Here is an 18709-nt window from a genome sequence, read left to right on the forward strand (position 1 = left end):
GCACCACCGCCGTCGCGACGCGATGCGCGTCGACTGCCGGAGCCGAGGGCAGTAGCAGCGACGATTCGCCGCGCTCGGCCGCGACACCGGTCATGATCGCGTCGAGGCGCGCACCGCCTGCGATCCGCAGGGCGAGCGGTTCGCGCAACACCACGCCGCGCAGCCGCGCCCGATCCAGGGTGGAGTGCCGCACCCGCAGCAACCCGTGGCCGATGCGGAGTGCGTGGCCGTCGTCGGTGAGCAGCAGGTTCCCGAAGAGCAGCAGGTACCGCACGCAGGCCGCGGCGCTCGCGACCGTCAGCAGCACCACGATTGCGCCGGCGACCGCGACGACGGGTCCGGCCGCGGTGGCCCACGAGATGCCGCGTCGCACGGTGCCGGACTCGGTGAGGGTCTCCCCGATCCCGTACTGGAACGCCAGGCCGACGACCGCGGCGACCGCGACGAGCCCGGTCGTGGAGAACGGTGCGTACCGCACCCAGGACGGCTGCAGCCGGGCCAGTTCGATGTGGGAGGGGTCGGGGGCTGCCGAGCCGGTAGTTGCCGAACCGCTGGAACCGTGGGCGGAAGAGAGGTGTGCGGACAGCAGTGCCTCGCGCAGTGCCGGTACCGCGCCGATCGCGATGCCGTCGAGTTCGAACCGGTTGCGATCGTGACCGCCACCGGTGGCCTGGCCGGTGCCGATCCGCACCGATGCGAGCCCGAGCAGTCGATGCAGGACGCGACGGTCGACGTCGACCGACCGGATGCGACTGCGCGGAATCGACAGCACCTGCCGTTGGATCAGCCCGCGCCGCAACTCGACGTGCGCGGGGCCGATCCGGTAGCTGGTCGTGAACCAGCGCAGCAGACCGATGACGACAAGTACCGCGGCGACCGCGAGCCCCCACCCGTGATTGCCGCTGCTGCTGCCGACGACCACCGACACGGCGAGCACGGGCAGCAGCCGGAGGACCTCCTGGACGGGATGGATCAACAGCATCCGACGGTCCAGGCGCAGCCACGGCGCTTCGGCCTCGGCGGCGAGCGCGGCGGGGCTCTCCGATTCGGGCGGGACGGATTCGGGCGGGACGGATTCGGGCGGGACGGATTGGGGCGGGACAGGGCCGATGCTCACGTCGCGTCGACTCCGCCCCGGCCTGCGATCTCGGTGAGCCGTGCCGCGGTGGCATCGGCGACCGCGACGTCCAGTGCGGTGATCTCCACGGCACCGGCCGACGATGCGGTGGTGACGGTGACCGTGGCCAGCCCCAGCCACCGGTCGATGGGGCCGCGCTCGGTGTCGACGGTCTGGATCCGGGAGATCGGGGCGATGCGGCGTTCCTGGGTGAACCAGCCGGAGCGGGTGTAGACGGCGGTCTCACTGATTTCCCAGCGATGCACCCGATACCGCCATGTCGGCACGACACCGATGTGTACACCTGCCAGGACGACGGTTGCGGCCGCAGCCGCGACCTGCCACGGGCCGTGGCCGCTGTCGACGAGCGCCCAGACGATCTGGGCGACCACGACCGGCACCCACAGCAGCGCTGCGTTCACGGCCCACAGGGCCCGGGCTCTCTGGCTCGGCCGCCACGCGGGATCGTCCATCACCGCCGGGACAGGACGTGTGGGTGGGGGCACAGCACCGGTCATCGACAACTCCTCACGGCGTGGCCGCAGTCGTTCGCCGCGGCGTCGGTCGTCGCTCTACACGCTAGGCTGGGTCGCGTCGGCCGACCAGGAGACGTGCGCAACGGACGGGGTCGGATCCCGGTGGACAGAGGAGGAACTCCGATGACCGAATCAGCCGAGACCAGCGAATTCACCGAACTGCCCGAGGCCGATCGGATCGAGCAGGCCGCCGCCGTGTTCGACGACGACGCCGACGACGACGCCCTGCCGGTGCAGGTCCCCCTCGAAGTCGATGCGGGGGACGCTCTCGAACAGAGCCGGACCGTACCGGAGGACGAGGACTATCCCAGGGGTTGAGCACCCGGAGGTGGCGTACGTCGCAGCCGTGGCGCATGATCGGCCAATGACCTGCTCCGCTGACGACGACACTTCTGTCACGATCCTTCCCCTGCCGTCGGTTCGTCCCGGCGCAACCGGGCGGACCGAGGAACGGGCGGTCCCGGGAATGCGGCGGGCGTTGCGCCGGGCCCGCGACGGGGTGACCCTCAACGTCGACGAGGCGGCCGTGCTGCTGCAGGCTCGGGGTGCGGATCTCGACGATCTGTGCGGGTCCGCGGCTCGGGTGCGGGACGCCGGTTTGCTCGCCGCCGGGCGTCCGGGCACCGTGACCTATTCGCGGAAGGTGTTCGTGCCGATCACCCGGCTGTGCCGGGACAAGTGCCACTACTGCACATTCGTCACCGTGCCGGGCAAGCTGCGCGCGGCGGGTCACGGCATGTATCTCGAACCGGACGAGATCCTGGAGATCGCGCGACAGGGGGCCGTACTCGGCTGCAAGGAAGCGCTGTTCACACTCGGCGACCGGCCGGAGGGACGGTGGCCCGAGGCGCGCCGGTGGCTCGACGAGCGCGGCTACGACTCGACGCTCGACTATGTGCGGGCGATGGCGATCCGGGTGCTCGAGGAAACCGGACTGCTGCCGCATCTGAACCCGGGCGTGATGAGCTGGGCGGAGATCTCGCGGCTCAAGCCGGTCGCGCCGTCGATGGGGATGATGCTGGAGACCACCTCCGAACGGTTGTTCACCGAGAAGGGGCAGTGCCACCACGGCAGCCCCGACAAGGATCCGCAGGTGCGTCTGCGGGTACTGACCGACGCCGGCCGGCTCTCGGTGCCGTTCACCACCGGCATCCTCGTCGGCATCGGTGAGACGATCACCGAACGCGCCGAGTCGATCGCCGCTATCCGTAAGTTGCACAAGGCATTCGGCCATATTCAGGAAGTCATTGTGCAGAACTTCCGGGCGAAGGACGACACCGCGATGCGTGAGCACGACGACGCGGGGCTCGACGAGTTCCGGGCCGCGATCGCCGTGACCCGGCTGGTTCTCGGCCCCGGGATGCGCATCCAGGCGCCACCGAACCTCGTCGCACACGACGAGTGCCGGGCACTGCTCGCCGCCGGCGTCGACGACTGGGGCGGGGTGTCGCCGCTGACCCCCGATCACGTCAATCCGGAGCGGCCCTGGCCGAATCTGGACACGCTCGCGCAGATCAGCGCGGACGCCGGATTCGCCCTCACGGAACGGGTCGCCGCGCAACCGCAGTACGTGCTGGCCGGTCAGCCCTGGATCGACCCACGGGTCGCCGCACACGTGCGCGCGCTGTCCGACCCGGAGACCGGGCTGGCACGCGGCGTGATCCCGTCGGGGCTGCCGTGGCAGGAACCGGACATCGACTGGGAGTCGTCCGGCCGCGTCGACCTGAACTCCGAGATCGACGTCACCGGCCGCAACACCGAGCACCGCTCGGATCTGGGCAGCGCATTCGGTGACTGGGAGACCGTGCGCGACCAGGTCCTCGCACTCGGCGCGAGCGCGCCCGTGCGAGTCGACACCGACGTGCTCGCGGCGCTGCGCTCGGCCGAACGCGACCCCGCCGGGTGCTCCGACACCGAGTACCTGGCACTGGCGACGGCCGACGGCGTGGGCCTCGAAGCGGTCGTCGCACTCGCCGACACGCTGCGGCGCGACACAGTCGGCGACGACGTCACCTACGTGATCAACCGGAACATCAACTTCACCAACATTTGCTACACCGGCTGTCGATTCTGCGCGTTCGCGCAGCGTAAGGGTGATGCCGACGCGTTCACCCTGTCCGCGAACGAGGTTGCGGACCGGGCATGGGAGGCACATGTCGCCGGCGCCACCGAAGTGTGCATGCAGGGCGGTATCGACCCGGAGCTTCCGGTCACCGGGTATGCGGACCTGGTGCGCGCGGTCAAGGCGCGGGTTCCGTCGATGCACGTGCACGCGTTCTCGCCGATGGAGATCGCCAACGGGGTTTCGCGCAGCGGCATCCCCACCCGCGACTGGCTGATCGAACTGCGCGAGGCGGGCCTGGACACCATTCCCGGCACCGCCGCCGAGATCCTCGACGACGAGGTGCGCTGGGTGCTCACCAAGGGCAAACTTCCCACCGCCGAATGGATCGACGTGGTGACCACCGCACACGAGGTGGGGCTGCGGTCGAGTTCGACGATGATGTACGGACACGTCGACCAGCCGCATCACTGGGTGGGTCACCTGAACGTGCTGCGCGGAATCCAGGACCGCACCGGTGGTTTCACCGAGTTCGTGTTGCTGCCGTTCGTGCACCAGTCCTCGCCGCTGTATCTGGCCGGTGCGTCCCGGCCCGGCCCGACCATGCGCGACAACCGCGCGGCGCACGCGCTGGCCCGGATCATGCTGCACGGCCGGATCGACAACATCCAGACGAGTTGGGTCAAACTCGGTGTCGCCGGAACCCGGGCGATGCTGCAGGGCGGAGCCAACGATCTGGGCGGCACACTCATGGAGGAAACCATCTCGCGGATGGCCGGTTCGCAGCACGGATCGGAGAAGACCGTCGCCGAACTCGTCGAGATCGCCGAGGGGATCGGGCGGACCGCCCGGCAGCGCACCACGGCGTACGCACCTCGCGGAATCGGCGTAACCGTCGTCTGACTGCGAGCCCGAGTAGCACCTCCGGCAGGGTCAGGGCACCCTAATTCGTGAGGCGACTCGACCGGCGGGGGATACTGGACGACATCGGTCGCCATGGGTGGCCGCTTCGGTGGGCCGCGCAGGTCGGCGGACAGAGTGAGAGGCAGGAACACAGCAGTGACGTACACGATTGCGGAGCCGTGCGTGGACGTGATGGACAAGGCATGCATCGAAGAGTGCCCCGTCGACTGCATCTACGAGGGCGGTCGCAGCCTGTACATCCACCCCGACGAATGCGTCGACTGTGGTGCGTGCGAGCCGGTGTGCCCCGTCGAGGCGATCTTCTACGAGGACGACGTGCCGGACGAATGGTCCGCCTACGTGAAGGCCAACATCGACTTCTTCGACGACCTTGGTTCGCCCGGTGGCGCAGCCAAGCTCGGCAAGGTCGACTACGACCCGCCGTTCGTCAAGGCACTGCCGCCCATGGGCGAGGAATGAGTTGACCGTCACCGTGACCACGCGCGCGCGCCGATCGGTTGCCCAGACCTTGCCGGACTTCCCCTGGGATTCGCTGACCGACGCCAAGAACACGGCGGCGGCGCATCCCGGCGGGATCGTCGACCTGTCCGTCGGAACGCCGGTCGACCCGGTGGCTCCGTCGATCCGGGCGGCGCTCGCCGCGGTCTCGGAGGCACCGGGATATCCGACGACGCACGGCACCCCCGAACTGCGGGCCGCCGCCGTCGGTGCGTTGGCCCGCCGATACGGCGTCACCGGTCTCGTCGAGTCGGCGATCCTGCCTGCCATCGGCACCAAGGAGATGATCGCGTGGTTGCCGACTCTCCTCGGGCTCGGCGCCGAGGATCTCGTCGTCATCCCGGAGTTGGCATACCCGACCTACGAGGTCGGCGGCCTGCTCGCCGGGGCACGGCTGATCCGCGCCGACGGACTCAACCGGCTCGGCCCGGAGCGGGCTGCGCTGGTGTTCGTGAACTCGCCGTCGAACCCGACCGGGAAAGTGCTCGGCCTCGACCACCTGCGCAAGGTCGTCGACTGGGCCCGCGGGCGCGGCGCGATCGTCGTCTCCGACGAGTGCTACCTGGGCCTGACCTGGGAGGGTGAGGCGCGCTCCATCCTGCACCCGAGTGTGTGCGACGGCGATCACACCGGCCTGTTGGCCGTGCATTCGCTGTCGAAGACGTCCAATCTGGCCAGTTACCGCGCCGGGTTCGTCACCGGCGACGCCGAACTGGTCGCGGAACTGCTCGAGGTGCGCAAGCACACGGGCATGATGCTCCCGTTACCGATCCAGTCCGCGATGACGGCCGCGCTGCTCGACGACGAGCAGGAGAACATCCAGCGGGAGAAATACCGCGCCCGGCGCGAGGTGTTGCTCGCGGCGGTGCGCGGCGCAGGATTCACGGTCGATCATTCCGAGGCGGGACTGTACCTGTGGGCGACGCGCGGCGAGGCATGCCGCGCGACCGTCGACTGGTTCGCCGCGCGCGGAATTCTGGTGGCCCCGGGCGAATTCTACGGACCCGGTGGCGTGCAGCACGTGCGGATCGCGCTCACCGCGACGGACGAGAGGATCGCGGTCGCCGCGTCTCGGCTCGGCTGAGCGAACTCGGCTACCGGGACACGCGGTCACCCGACGGTAGATTGACGCTCGTGAGCACCTCAGGCGACGACCCGCGTTCGGTGGTGCTCTATGTGCTGTTCACCGTATTCGCGATGGTGCTCGCACTGCGGTGGGCGGGTGCGCGCGACGTCCGGTCGTTCCTGTGGCCGCCTCCGCTCGCCGCGACCGTGTTGTGGTTTGTCGTCGCGGTCCCCTCCCTGCTGCAACTCGTCCTGCCCACGCTGAACGAGATGTTCCGGCGCGACCCGGTGCAGATCCGCAACAGCGGCGAATGGTGGCGGGTCATGACGTCGGTCCTGGTGCAGGACGGGGGAGTGGCCGCGACAGTCGGGAACCTCGGACTGCTCGCGGTGCTGGTGGTTGCCGGCATGCGTGTGTGGGGTCCGGGCCGTGCGATCGCGTTGTTTCTCACCGGTCAGTTGTTGTGGGGGCTGTTCACGGCGTTCGTGTCGCCGTCCGCGGGTGCCGGTTGCTCGGCGGCGACATTCACCCTGGCTGCCGCGACCGCGGGACTCTGGTTGGCGGTCGGTGCCCGCCGGATCGAGTTGGTGGCGTCGCTGGCTGTCCTCGCCATCGGCGCGCTGCTCCTGCTGATCGGCGACGCACACGGTGTCGCGGTGCTGGGTGGCATGCTGCTCGGCGCCGTGCTCGGCACCGTGATGCCGCCGGCGCGTCCGGCCCTGAAGGCAGCCGTCGGCACTTGAGTCGTCCGGCTGTGGGAAGGTGATTTCCGTGTCTGCACTCCTGTCCTCGCTGAACCCGCTCGCGCTCGCGCGTGGCGACGACGTTCCCGACGCCCTCCGCATCGACGGGCACACCCTGTCCCGCAGCGACCTCCTCGGTGCCGCGACCGCTGTTGCGGCGCGGGTCGCGCGGGCCGAGCGGGTCGCGGTGCTCGCGACCCCGACCGCGACGACGATCGTCGCGGTGGTCGGCGCCCTGCTGGCCGGTGTGACGGTCGTCCCGGTGCCACCGGATTCCGGACCGGCCGAACGCGCCCACATCCTGAACGATTCCGGCGCGCAGGCCTGGTTGGGTGCCGCACCGGACACGGAAGAGTCCGACTCGCCGTTGCCGGTGATCGCGGTGCGGTTGCATGCGCGGGACTGGCATGCGCTGCCCGAGCCGGATCCGGCTCGCATCGCGTTCGTGCTCTACACCTCGGGTACCACGGGATCGCCGAAAGGGGTGCTGCTGAGTCGCCGCGCGGTCGCCGCCGGAATCGACGCGATCGCGCAGGCATGGGAATGGTCGAGCGCGGACACGCTCGTGCACGGGTTGCCGCTGTTCCATGTGCACGGCCTGATCCTCGGTGTTCTCGGTTCGCTCCGGGTGGGCAGCCGGTTGATCCACACCGGCAAGCCGACACCGCGGGCCTATGCCGAGGCGCGCGGAACCCTGTATTTCGGGGTGCCGACGGTGTGGTCGCGGGTCGTGGAGGACGAGGAGTCGGCGCGGGCGCTGAGTGGGGCGCGGTTGCTGGTGTCCGGGAGTGCGCCGCTGCCGGTGCCGGTGTTCGAACGGTTGCGCGAGCTGACCGGACTGGCCCCGATCGAGCGATACGGGATGAGCGAGACGATGCTGACGTTGAGCACCCGCGTCGACGGCGAGCGCCGCCCGGGATGGGTGGGTACCCCGGTGCACGGCGTCCGCACCCGGCTACGGGACGAGCACGGCGGCGAGGTGGCGCACGACGGTGAGAGCATCGGCGTATTGCAGGTTCGCGGGCCGATGCTGTTCGACGGCTACCTGAACCGTCCGGATGCCACTGCCGCGGCGCTGACGGGCGACGGCTGGTTCGTGACCGGCGACGTCGCTGTGATCGATCCCGACGGATTCCACCGGATCGTCGGACGCGAATCGACCGATCTGATCAAATCGGGCGGGTTCCGGATCGGCGCCGGGGAAATCGAAACCGTCCTTCTCGGGCATCCGGCGGTGCGAGAGGTCGCCGTCGTCGGCGTGCCCGACGACGATCTGGGGCAGCGCATCGTCGCGTTCGTCGTGCCCCGAACCGAAGGACGGCCCGTCGATAAGAACGAGCTGATCGAGCTTGTCGGGGAACAACTTTCGAAGCACAAGCGCCCGCGTGAGGTGCGGGTGGTGGGGGGCCTTCCCCGCAATGCGATGGGGAAGGTGCAAAAGAACCTGTTGTGTCGGTAGCGTCCACCGCACGGATTCGACGGACGCGGGCCGGAGGAATTCCGGGCGGGGAGTCGGTGAAGCGGAGTTGCGCATTCCGCCTCCGAAAGCGGATTGTTTCTGCACAGTAGGTACGTCTACTCATTGGGGGGTTCGAGCATGTCTGTGACCGATCACGTGCGTCCGGTGGTTCCGGGGGGCGGCGAACCGGCCTTCGTCGTCGACGGGAAGCCGGCGTCGGTGCCGCTTCGTGACCTACCTGCGGTCGCACGCAAACTCGTGGCGCACTTAGCGGACCACGTCGCGCCGTGCTCGTTGCGGCCCGGTGAGTCGCTGCGCGGCGACGTCACGGAGGTCACCGTCCGGTGCCTGCGCATCGCGATCCACCTGCTCGATTCGGGTGAGTTGCCGTCGGACTCCGACCTGGCCGAGTTGCGAAGCAGTGCCGCACAGTGGGCGCGTGCGGGCTTCCGGCTCGAATACATGTTGCGCATCTACCACGAGGGGATCCGCTTCGGATGGGAACTCGTGACCGAGCGTGCCGGGGCGGGTGACATCGAGTCGGTCACCGCCGCATCCACGATGTGGATGGCGCTCGTGGAGCGTGTCACCGTCGCCGCCACCACCGGTTTCGTGGCCGAACTCGACGCGATCAAGCGGGAGCGGGACGTCGCGGCGCAGGAACTGGTCACCGCCCTGTTGAGCGGCCAGGACGCCGCAGCGGTCGCGCGCCGGTCCGGGCTCGAACTCGCCGACGGGTACGCCGTGCTCGGCCTGGCGCTCGACCGCCACCCCGACACCCGGAACCCGCACGTGCGACAGGATGTCGTCGCACGCCGCACACTGCGCCGTGTCGAGGTCGAGTTGGAAGCGGTGTGCGAGGGACGTCAGCTGTCGCTGCTCGGTCCGGAAGGGGGCACGGTGCTGCTCGCGGACGTACACAGCGACGAGTCCATCGCGATGTTGCGCGAGCGTATCGAGACCGTTGCCGGGGTGCCGGTGACGATCGCACTGGTCCATGCGGCGGTCGCCGAGGTGCCTGCGGGCGCACAGCAGGCCCACGAACTACTCGACCTGGTCCGTCAACTCGGCCGCTCGGCCGGGCTGTACCGCATGCAGGATCTCGCGCTCGAATACCAGCTCACCCGCCCCGGGCCGGCGCGCGAGTATCTGGCGCGGGTACTCGAACCGCTCGATGACAGCCCGGAACTCGTGGAGACGCTCGAGACTCACATCGTGCACGACCTGAGCCGTCAGCTCACCGCACGCACACTCCACGTCCACGCCAATACCGTCGACTATCGGCTCAAGCGCATCGCGCAGCTGACCGGCTTCGATCCGACGCGACCATCCGGGCTGAGGCAGTTGCAGGCGGCGATCGTGGCCCGCAGGTTGGAAGGAATTGCCACCGAGCAAGGTGACGACCTCACGATGTTGTAACGATTTCGTCTCCTGACCGATAAGGTGTGGCCAATGCCGAAGCCGGGGCACTCCGGTAGTCGGTCGGCTCGGCGGTCGGGGAGGGAGTCGTATGTCGGTGCCGGAAGCACGGACGCGTGGCCCCGCGCGGCGGATCGTGGCATATGTCGTGGCCGTCGTCGTCCTGTCCGGGTTCGGCGCCGGTGTGGCCGGAGCGGTCCGTGCCTGGCAGAACAGGTGCGACACCGTCGACGCATACACCCTGGCCGTGGCTCCGGGCGCCGAGAACGCGGTCGCTGACGTCCTCGACCGTGCCGATACCGGCTGCAGGCACTTCACCGTCTCGGTTGCCGAACCTGGCGATGTCGTGGGTCTGCTCGGAACCGGTGAGGGCGCACCCGACCTGTGGATTCCCGATTCCGGATCGTGGGCTGCCCGAGCGACGGCCGTCGCGTCGGGTCCGGTGCAGACGATCCTCGGCCCGATAGCGACCACCCCGGCGCTTCTCGTCGGCCGCGCCGGGGAAATGCCCGAGGTAGCGTCGTGGCGTGCCGCGCTCGCTCTGCCGAGTCTGCGCCCGGGTAATCCGTTGCGCACCGGAATCGCGGGCGCCCCGATCCGGGCCGCGCTGGCCGAAACCGAGAACGACCCGGTCGCGGTGGGAACCGTCCGCACCGTGATGGCACCGCTCGCGCAACGCGAAAGCGACCACACCGACGAGCCGCCGACCGGATCCGTCCTGTTCGATCTGATCGTGACGGACGGTGGCGTCGGCGTCGCCACCGAACAGCAATTTCAGGCGTACCGATCGAACGGCGACGGTTCCGTGCTCGAGGCCGCGGTGCCGGACAACGGCAGCATTCTGCTCGACTACTCGCTGGTGGTGACGTCCCCGGAGCCGGATCGTCACCGCGACGCGACCGCTGCGGCCCAGGAACTCGCGGGTGTGTTCACCACGCACTGGGCTCAGGATGTCTTCGGTGATCACGGTTTCCGTGATCCTGCTGGGCACCCCCTGCCCGACGGTTCCGGGCTCGGTGAGGTCACCACGATGACGCTCAGCGACGAAAGCATGGCGCAGGAAGTACTCCAGGCCTGGGCGGTGCTGGCGCTGCCGATCCGCACCCTCGTCGTCGTCGACGTCTCGGGCTCGATGAACCGACCGGTCGGCGACGCCACGCTCATGCAACTCATCGAGGAAGCGGCGCGTTCGGGGACCGCGATGTTCCCCGGCAGCGTGCAGGCCGGCCTGTGGGTGTTCGCCGACGATATCGGCGGCGGGGGCCAGGACCATCGGGAGGTACAGCCCATCCGGCGACTCGACGACGTCGTGGACGGGCATGCGCACCGGGACCTGATGAACTCGCTCAGCCCGACGGTGGCCGGGGCGGTGGCCGATCGCAGCGCGCTCTACGACACCACTCTCGCCGCGTTCCGGCACATGCAGGACACCTATGATCCGCGCGCGATCAACAGCGTCATCGTGCTGACCGACGGGCGTGATGACGGGTCGAGCAGCATCGGCAGGCAAGAACTGCTCGCAACACTCGAACGCGAGCTGAATCCGGCGCGACCGGTCGTGATCGTCACCGTCGGCATCACCGCCGACGCCGACGCGGATGCGCTTGCCGCGATCTCCGAGGTCACCGGCGGAACGAGCTATAGCGCGCGCGAGCCCGGCGATCTCTCGGCGATCTTCGTCAGTGCGCTCGCCGACCGCGCGAATTGAGCAGGACCGGCCGATCCGACGGGTGCGACTACCGCGTCGCTGTGGCCTTACCGTGCCGCCGCTGCCAGATCCGGCCGATCAGCGCGATCACCAGGAACAGTACGAGTGTCGACAGCAGCTGGATGCGAGCGCTGTCGTCGAACAACATCAGGACGATGAACGCCCCGAGCAGTGCGAGCGTGAACCAGCTCAGGTAGGGGAACAGCCACATGCGGACGGTGAGTACGCCTTCGCGCTCGAATCGAGGCCGCAGCCGCAACTGTGCGACGACGATGAAAATCCAGACCGCGAGCAGCGCCGAACCGACCGCGTTGAGCAGGATGCCGAGCAGCGTATCCGGCAGGAGCCAGTTCAACAGCACGCTGACGAAACCGAAGAACACCGACAGCAGCACGGCGTTGCGCGGAACCCCGGTGCGCGAGAGTGTGCCGAGGACGGCGGGGCCGTCGCCACCGCGGGAGAGCGCGAACGCCATCCGCGATGTTCCGTAGACGTTCGCGTTGAATGCCGACAGCAGCGCCACCACGACGACGAGTTCCATGAACCCGGACACATACGGGAGACCGGCGACATCGAGCACGGAGACGAACGGCGAATCGTCGCTGTCGCCGGCGACCGTCCACGGCAGCACCAGCACCATGATCGCGATGGATCCCAGATAGAACAGACTGATGCGCCAGACGACGGTGCGCACCGCGGTCGCGATGGACCGTTCCGGGTCGCGGGACTCCGCGGCGGCGATCGTCACGATCTCGATGCCGCCGAACGCGAAGGCGACCGCGAGCAGTCCCGCGGCGATTCCGGCGATACCGTTGGGCGCGAATCCGTCGCCGTCGCCGAGCAAGTGGGTCAGCCCGACCGGTTCGGTCCCGGGGAGCAGACCGAACACCAGCAGGACCCCGATGACGAGGAACCCGACGATCACGGCCACTTTCAGCGCGGCGAACCAGAATTCGAACTCACCGAAGTTCGCGACCTTCGCGAGGTTGACGATCGCGAAGAAGGTGACGAACACCAGCGCGATCACCCATTGCGGGACCCCGGGGACCCACGAGTTCACAATGCTCGACGCGCCGGTGATCTCGACGCCGAGCACCATGATCAACATGAACCAGTAGAGCCAGCCCATCACGAAGCCGGCCCATTCGCCGATCCCGATGCGCGCGTAGTGGGAGAACGAGCCGCTCGCCGGCAGGGCGGCGCCCATCTCGCCGAGCATCCGCATCACGAAGATGATCATGATGCCGGCGAGGAGATACGAGACGATCACCGCGGGGCCGGCGGCAGCGATGCCGACACCGGACCCGAGGAACAGACCGGCGCCGATGGCGGAACCGAGCCCCATCATCGTCAGATGCCGGACCTTCAGGCCGGTGCCGAGATCGTCGTCTTCAGTTCGGGGGTGTTCCGCATTCGTCATTGCTGTGCTCGGTTGTTCGCTGGTGCTCGTTTGTCTCCGGGTCGGCGGCAGCCGCCTCAGTCGTTGGCGTGCAGCGCCGCGTTCAGTTCGACCCCGGCGCCCTTGTTGGGCACGACCTCGACGGCGCCGCTGACCGAGTTGCGGCGCAGCAGCAGGTTCGATGCGCCACTGAGATCCTTAGCCTTGACGACGGTGCCGTCCGGGCCGGTGACCTTGGTGCCTGCGGTGATGTACAACCCGGCCTCGACGATGCAGTCGTCGCCGAGCGAGATTCCGACGCCGGCATTGGCGCCGAGCAGGCAGCGCTTCCCGATCGAGATGACTTCCTTGCCACCGCCCGAGAGCGTGCCCATGATCGAGGCGCCGCCACCGACATCGGAGCCGTCGTCGACGACCACGCCGCCGGAGATCCGGCCCTCGACCATCGAACTGCCGAGGGTGCCCGCGTTGAAGTTCACGAAACCTTCGTGCATGACGGTGGTGCCGGACGCGAGGTGCGCGCCGAGTCGCACGCGGTCGGCGTCGGCGATGCGCACTCCGGACGGCACGACATAGTCGACCATGCGCGGGAACTTGTCGACCCCGAACACGGTGACGTGACCGCGGATACGCAGCCGCGACCGCACGGTCTCGAAGTTCTCGACCGCGCACGGGCCGAAGTTCGTCCACACGACGTTGGCGAGCAGGCCGAAAATTCCGTCGAGGTTTTGTCCGTGAGGCCGCACCAGGCGGTGCGAGAGCAGATGCAGACGCAGGTATGCGTCGTGCGCGTCGACCGGAGCCTGGGACAGATCCGCGATCGTGGTGCGGACCACGACCTGGGAAACCTCGCGGGCTTCGTCGGTGCCGACGAGCAGTGCCAGGTCCGACGGGATATCGGTGCCGTCGAGTCGCTGCGTGCCCGTCTCACCGTGTTCGCCCAGCGTGGGAGCCGGGTACCAGGTGTCGAGGACGGTGCCGTCCGCCGCGATGTTCGCGATGCCTACTGCTGAAGCTCCGAGTGCACTCACGGTCGAGAAGATTACGCGAGCACCCCGCACGGCCGCGCGTGCCCTGCGAAAGACCGGCATTTCCGTATCGTGCAGCTATGCCCCTGCCGCGCCTGGACCTGCACGCCGATCCCGTCGACCTGACCGCCGCGCTGGTGGACATTCCCAGCGTGTCGCAGGACGAGGCGGTGATCGCCGACCTCGTCGAGGCCGCTCTGCGCGAGCAGACGTCCGGGTTCGAGGTGGTGCGCAGCGGCAACGCGGTACTCGCCCGCACGAATCGTGGCCTGGGCAGCCGGGTGATGCTCGCCGGGCACCTGGACACGGTGCCGATCGCCGACAACGTCCCGTCCCGTCGGGACGGTGATCTGCTGTGGGGCTGCGGCACCGTCGACATGAAGTCGGGCGACGCGGTGTTCCTGCACCTCGCCGCGACGATCACCGATCCCGCACACGACCTGACGCTCGTGTTCTACGACTGCGAGGAAATCGCCGCGCAGTTCAACGGTCTCGGCCGGATCGAGCAGGACCTGCCGGACTGGCTGGCCGCGGACGTCGCGATCCTCGGCGAACCGACGGCCGGTCAGATCGAGGCGGGATGCCAGGGCACGCTGCGGGTGCGGCTGACCACGTCCGGGGTGCGGGCGCACTCGGCCCGGTCGTGGCTCGGGGACAATGCGATCCACCGGCTCGCCCCGGTGCTGGAGCGGTTGGCGCAGTACCCGGCGCGGTCGGTGGACATCGACGGCTGCGTATACCGGGAAGGATTGTCGGCGGTCCGCATCACCGGTGGTGTCGCGGGCAATGTGGTGCCCGACGCCGCCGACGTCGACATCAACTTCCGGTTCGCGCCCGACCGCACCGTCGACCAGGCACTCGCGCACGTGCGGGAGGTGTTCGACGGTCTCGACGTCACGCTCGAACTCACCGACGCTTCGCCCGGGGCACTTCCCGGCTTGTCCGATCCGGCGGCGGCCGCGCTGGTCGACGCCGCAGGCGGCCGGTTCCGCGCGAAGTACGGCTGGACCGACGTCTCGCGGTTCGCCGCGCTCGGCATCCCCGCCGTGAACTACGGGCCCGGCGACCCGAATCTCGCGCACAAGCGTGACGAGCACGTTCCGGTCCGGCAGATCACGGACGTGGCCGCGGTGCTCCGCGACTACCTGTCCCGATAGCGTGACGTCCATGTCAGGCGATACCGATTCGGGCGGGCGTGAGTCCCGTGCCAAGGTCGTTCAGCGCGGGCCGGTGCAGTTGCGCGGGGATCGCGCGATCGAAACGAGCACGATGGACCAGCGACTGCTGGATCGTCGTGGACCCTCCGACTGGGTGCACACGGACCCCTGGCGGGTGCTGCGTATCCAGAGCGAATTCGTCGAAGGATTCGGGGCGCTCGCCGAGGTGCCCCGCGCGGTCGCGGTGTTCGGGTCCGCGCGCACACCGGAGGACCACCCCGAGTACACCTTGGGGCGGGAACTCGGTGCGGCGCTGGTCGGGGCAGGCTACGCGGTTGTCACCGGCGGCGGTCCCGGGGCGATGGAAGCCGCGAATCGCGGTGCCAGCGAATCCGGTGGGTTCTCGATCGGACTCGGTATCGAGTTGCCGTTCGAGCAGTCCCTCAACGAGTGGGTCGATCTGGGTCTGAACTTCCGCTACTTCTTCGCGCGCAAGACGATGTTCGTCAAGTACTCGCAGGCGTTCATCTGTCTTCCCGGCGGATTCGGGACGCTCGACGAACTGTTCGAGGCCGTCACGCTCGTGCAAACCCACAAGATCACCCGGTTCCCGATCGTCCTGCTCGGCTCCGACTATTGGTCGGGTCTGCTCGACTGGATCGGTGACGTCATGGTGCGCTCAGGGAAGATCTCGCCCGGCGACCTGGATCTGTTGTCGGTCACCGACAGTGTCGAGGACGCGGTGCGGATCGTCGTCGAGGCACATCGCGGGGACGATCCGGCATCACGGTACGAGGAGACCACGTCGTGGTGAACGGGGCGCCGCCGGTCGGCTCGACGGACGAAGCGCCGCCCGTGCTGTCGGTGTGCGTGTACTGCGCGTCCGGGCCGGTCGACGGGAAATATCTGGAACTGGCCGCGGCGGTGGGTACCGAGATCGGTCGGCGCGGCTGGCAGTTGGTGTCCGGTGGCGGCAACGTGTCGATGATGGGCGCGGTCGCCGACGCCGCCCGCGTGGCCGGCGCGCACACTGTCGGAGTGATCCCGAAAGCGCTGGTGCACCGCGAGGTCGCCGACGTCGACGCGGGCGAGCTGATCGTCACCGACACCATGCGTGAACGCAAGCGGGTGATGGAGGATCGGTCGGACGCGTTCATCGCGTTGCCCGGTGGGATCGGCACCCTCGAGGAACTGTTCGAAACGTGGACGGCCGGCTACCTGGGCATGCACGGTAAGCCGGTGGTGCTGCTCGATCCGATGGGGCACTACGCACTGCTGCTCGAGTGGCTCCGGGCAATGGTCGGTACCGGGTTCGTCGCGCAGCGCGCGCTCGACGGGCTGCAGGTCACAACGGAGATCGCCGATGCGCTGGATCGGTGTGCGGCAGGCGAGGCAAGCTAGCACCCCGAACCTCTCGCCAGTGTGCTTACTCTCAAGTAGGTTGAATTGCCGACGACGCACTTCGATGCGGTGTGCCGACCCCTCCGAGAGGACGCCTGTGACCACCGAGCACAAATCGACCATCTCCCTGCTGGGCCTCGCCGGCCAGCTCCCGGCGATGCTGCCGGACCTGCCCAGCCTCCTGCGTGGCGCACTGGGACTGACCCGCAGGCCCGACGCACGCGAATCGATCGGCCTGGTCTTCCAGCGCGTCGCCGACCGACGACCGGAACGTCCGTTCCTTCGGTTCGAAGGGGACACACTCAGCTACGGAGTTGCCAACGCTCAGGTCAACCGTTACGCGAGCGTCTTGGCGCAGCGCGGGGTGCAGACCGGCGACGTCGTCGGCATCCTCATGAAGAACCGGCCCGAGGCGCTGCTGGTCACGCTCGCCGCGGTCAAACTCGGTGCCGCCGCAGGGATGCTCAACTACAACCAGCGTGGGCACGTGCTCGCGCACAGCCTCGGTCTCCTCGACAGCCGCGTGCTCGTCGTCGGTGAGGAATGCGAGGACGCCGTCGACTCCCTCGACGGGGCACCGCAGACCGGCGATCTCCTGCGCATCGGTGAACTCGATGCCCTCGCCGCAGATGCCGACGCCGCGAACCCCGCGGCCACCGAACGCCTGCAGGCGCACACCACCGCCTTCTACATCTTCACCTCCGGCACGACCGGCCTGCCCAAGGCCAGCCGGATGAGTCACTACCGCTGGCTCAAATCGATGTCCGGTCTCGGCAGCCTCGGTGTTCGGTTGCGCCGCGACGACACCTTGTACTGCTGCCTGCCGCTGTACCACAACAATGCCCTGACGGTCGCGCTGTCGTCGGTGCTGGCCTCCGGCGCGACGCTCGCACTCGGCCGCAAATTCTCGGCCTCGGGATTCTGGGTGGATGCGAAACGCAACGGTGCGACCGCATTCATCTACATCGGCGAGGTCTGCCGGTACCTGCTGAACCAGCCGCCCCGGCCCGACGACCGGGACAACGGGATCCGGCTCGTCGTCGGCAACGGGATGCGCCCCGAACTGTGGAACGAGTTCACCGAACGGTTCGGGATCGACCGGATCGCCGAATTCTACGGCGCCAGTGAATGCAACATCGCCTTCGTCAACGCGCTCAACCAGACGCACACCGCCGGAATGTGCCCGCTGCCGTACGCCGTCGTCGACTACGACCACGATACCGGCAAGGCTCGTCGTGCCTCGGACGGCAAACTGCGCCGCGTCGGCACCGGGGAGGTGGGATTGCTGCTCGCCAAGGTCACCGACCGGGCCCCCTTCGACGGCTACACCGACCCCGACGCCTCCGAAGCGAAACTGGTGCGCGGCGGATTCGCCGACGGCGACGCCTGGTTCGACACCGGCGACCTCGTGCGCAGCCAGGGATTCATGCACGTCGCGTTCGTCGACCGCCTCGGCGACACCTTCCGGTGGAAGGGCGAGAACGTCGCGACCACCGAGGTCGAGGGAGCTGTTTCCGGGCACGACGCCGTAGCCGAAGCCGTCGTCTACGGTGTCGAGGTTCCCGGGGCCGACGGCCGTGCCGGGATGGCTGCGGTGACACTGCATCCGGGCGCGGAACTCGACGGCGCTCGACTCGCCGACGAACTGCTCGGGGCGCTTCCGATATACGCGGTGCCGTTGTTCGTGCGGATCGTCGACGAACTCGAACACACCAGCACGTTCAAAAGCCGCAAGGTGGATTTGCGCAACGAAGGATTCTCGAAGGTCGGCGACGACCCGTTGTACGTCCTCGACGGACGGTCCGGAGGCTACCGGCCCGCCTACGATGGTTACGCCGAGGCAGTCGCACGAGGTGAATTGCCCACCTCGCACTGACGGTGCACGAGGTCCGGGTGCCACTGGTGGCCGGACCTCGACTCCGCGTGTTTCCGGTGCGTGCCAGGATGGGGTCATGATCGGCCCCGTCGCCTCCGGCGACACCCCAAGTGCCTCCGGCGACACCCCAAGTGCCTCCGGCGACACCCCGAGTCGCTGCGCGCGCTCCGTGCCCGAGCACACCCCGACAGCGCCCGATGCTCCCGTGCGGTCGCCGGGTGGCCCGCTGCCGACCTTGTGCGCGCGGCCCGTCGCGACCGACCGCGCGTTGGTGATGGCGATCGTCAATCGCACCCCGGACTCGTTCTACGACCGC

At 68.7% G+C, this 18709-nt stretch carries 16 protein-coding genes and 1 pseudogene; 13 read left to right on the top strand and 4 right to left on the bottom strand.

The window, feature by feature from the left end; genetic code table 11:
- Both WAX14_RS15250 and WAX14_RS15255 read right to left on the bottom strand, forming a co-directional pair.
- A partial coding sequence (locus WAX14_RS15250; protein WP_422628910.1) for a PH domain-containing protein occupies positions 1-1000 on the bottom strand: 1000 nt, incomplete at its 3' end.
- Between the two features lie 113 nt (positions 1001-1113).
- Positions 1114-1635 (bottom strand): PH domain-containing protein, encoded by a 522-nt coding sequence (locus WAX14_RS15255; RefSeq protein WP_422628896.1) that lies wholly within the window; start codon positions 1633-1635, stop codon positions 1114-1116.
- A 141-nt stretch (positions 1636-1776) separates the two neighbouring features.
- On the opposite strand from WAX14_RS15255, the gene WAX14_RS15260 reads away from it, so the two are divergent.
- The 8 genes from WAX14_RS15260 (at position 1777) to WAX14_RS15295 (ending at position 11532) form a co-directional block, all read left to right on the top strand.
- Positions 1777-1971 (top strand): hypothetical protein, encoded by a 195-nt coding sequence (locus WAX14_RS15260; protein WP_422628897.1) that lies wholly within the window; start codon positions 1777-1779, stop codon positions 1969-1971.
- Positions 1972-2017: 46 nt separating this feature from the next.
- On the top strand, positions 2018-4618 hold the full coding sequence (locus WAX14_RS15265) for a bifunctional FO biosynthesis protein CofGH (RefSeq protein WP_422628898.1): 2601 nt from the start codon (positions 2018-2020) through the stop codon (positions 4616-4618).
- A gap of 156 nt (positions 4619-4774) precedes the next feature.
- A complete protein-coding gene (fdxA, locus tag WAX14_RS15270; RefSeq protein WP_422628899.1) occupies positions 4775-5098 on the top strand; it encodes a ferredoxin in 324 nt (107 codons plus the stop codon).
- Positions 5099-5111: 13 nt separating this feature from the next.
- Entirely contained in the window at positions 5112-6221 is a 1110-nt protein-coding gene (gene dapC / locus WAX14_RS15275; RefSeq protein ID WP_422628911.1) for a succinyldiaminopimelate transaminase, read from the top strand.
- 50 nt (positions 6222-6271) lie between these two features.
- Complete coding sequence (locus WAX14_RS15280; RefSeq protein ID WP_422628900.1) at positions 6272-6946, top strand: rhomboid family intramembrane serine protease; 675 nt, start codon at positions 6272-6274, stop codon at positions 6944-6946.
- A 28-nt stretch (positions 6947-6974) separates the two neighbouring features.
- Positions 6975-8405 (top strand): acyl-CoA synthetase, encoded by a 1431-nt coding sequence (locus WAX14_RS15285; protein ID WP_422628901.1) that lies wholly within the window; start codon positions 6975-6977, stop codon positions 8403-8405.
- A 138-nt stretch (positions 8406-8543) separates the two neighbouring features.
- Entirely contained in the window at positions 8544-9824 is a 1281-nt protein-coding gene (locus WAX14_RS15290) for a PucR family transcriptional regulator (protein ID WP_422628902.1), read from the top strand.
- Positions 9825-9921: 97 nt separating this feature from the next.
- A complete protein-coding gene (locus WAX14_RS15295) occupies positions 9922-11532 on the top strand; it encodes a hypothetical protein (RefSeq protein WP_422628903.1) in 1611 nt (536 codons plus the stop codon).
- Positions 11533-11560: 28 nt separating this feature from the next.
- On the opposite strand, the gene WAX14_RS15300 is transcribed toward WAX14_RS15295, so the two are convergent.
- Together WAX14_RS15300 and dapD are read right to left on the bottom strand one after the other, a co-directional pair.
- Positions 11561-12952, bottom strand: a complete 1392-nt coding sequence (locus WAX14_RS15300) for an amino acid permease (protein ID WP_422628904.1) — start codon at positions 12950-12952, stop codon at positions 11561-11563.
- Between the two features lie 56 nt (positions 12953-13008).
- Entirely contained in the window at positions 13009-13962 is a 954-nt protein-coding gene (gene dapD, locus WAX14_RS15305) for a 2,3,4,5-tetrahydropyridine-2,6-dicarboxylate N-succinyltransferase (protein ID WP_422628905.1), read from the bottom strand.
- Positions 13963-14039: 77 nt separating this feature from the next.
- On the opposite strand from dapD, the gene dapE reads away from it, so the two are divergent.
- From dapE to WAX14_RS15330, 5 genes and pseudogenes are all read left to right on the top strand, one after another.
- Positions 14040-15116: a succinyl-diaminopimelate desuccinylase gene (dapE, locus tag WAX14_RS15310; RefSeq protein WP_422628906.1), complete on the top strand. Its 1077-nt coding sequence runs from the start codon at positions 14040-14042 to the stop codon at positions 15114-15116.
- Between the two features lie 10 nt (positions 15117-15126).
- Positions 15127-15930 (top strand): TIGR00730 family Rossman fold protein, encoded by an 804-nt coding sequence (locus tag WAX14_RS15315; protein WP_422628907.1) that lies wholly within the window; start codon positions 15127-15129, stop codon positions 15928-15930.
- Positions 15924-16517: a TIGR00730 family Rossman fold protein gene (locus WAX14_RS15320; protein WP_422628908.1), complete on the top strand. Its 594-nt coding sequence runs from the start codon at positions 15924-15926 to the stop codon at positions 16515-16517. The genes WAX14_RS15315 and WAX14_RS15320 overlap by 7 nt, the downstream gene beginning before the upstream one ends.
- A gap of 97 nt (positions 16518-16614) precedes the next feature.
- A complete protein-coding gene (locus tag WAX14_RS15325) occupies positions 16615-18393 on the top strand; it encodes a long-chain-acyl-CoA synthetase (RefSeq protein WP_422628909.1) in 1779 nt (592 codons plus the stop codon).
- A gap of 76 nt (positions 18394-18469) precedes the next feature.
- Positions 18470-18709, top strand: a pseudogene (locus WAX14_RS15330) (hypothetical protein); the annotation flags it as partial.

This window comes from Rhodococcus sp. (in: high G+C Gram-positive bacteria) (assembly GCF_049299235.1).
Taxonomy (GTDB): Bacteria; Actinomycetota; Actinomycetes; order Mycobacteriales; family Mycobacteriaceae; genus Rhodococcus.

Bases quoted from the DNA above. Each gene is read 5' to 3' on its own strand.
- WAX14_RS15255 (WP_422628896.1), bottom strand. From the start codon at position 1,635: ATGACCGGTGCTGTGCCCCCACCCACACGTCCTGTCCCGGCGGTGATG.
- WAX14_RS15260 (WP_422628897.1), top strand. From the start codon at position 1,777: ATGACCGAATCAGCCGAGACCAGCGAATTCACCGAACTGCCCGAGGCC.
- WAX14_RS15265 (WP_422628898.1), top strand. From the start codon at position 2,018: ATGACCTGCTCCGCTGACGACGACACTTCTGTCACGATCCTTCCCCTG.
- WAX14_RS15290 (WP_422628902.1), top strand. From the start codon at position 8,544: ATGTCTGTGACCGATCACGTGCGTCCGGTGGTTCCGGGGGGCGGCGAA.
- WAX14_RS15300 (WP_422628904.1), bottom strand. From the start codon at position 12,952: ATGACGAATGCGGAACACCCCCGAACTGAAGACGACGATCTCGGCACC.
- dapE (WP_422628906.1), top strand. From the start codon at position 14,040: ATGCCCCTGCCGCGCCTGGACCTGCACGCCGATCCCGTCGACCTGACC.
- WAX14_RS15315 (WP_422628907.1), top strand. From the start codon at position 15,127: ATGTCAGGCGATACCGATTCGGGCGGGCGTGAGTCCCGTGCCAAGGTC.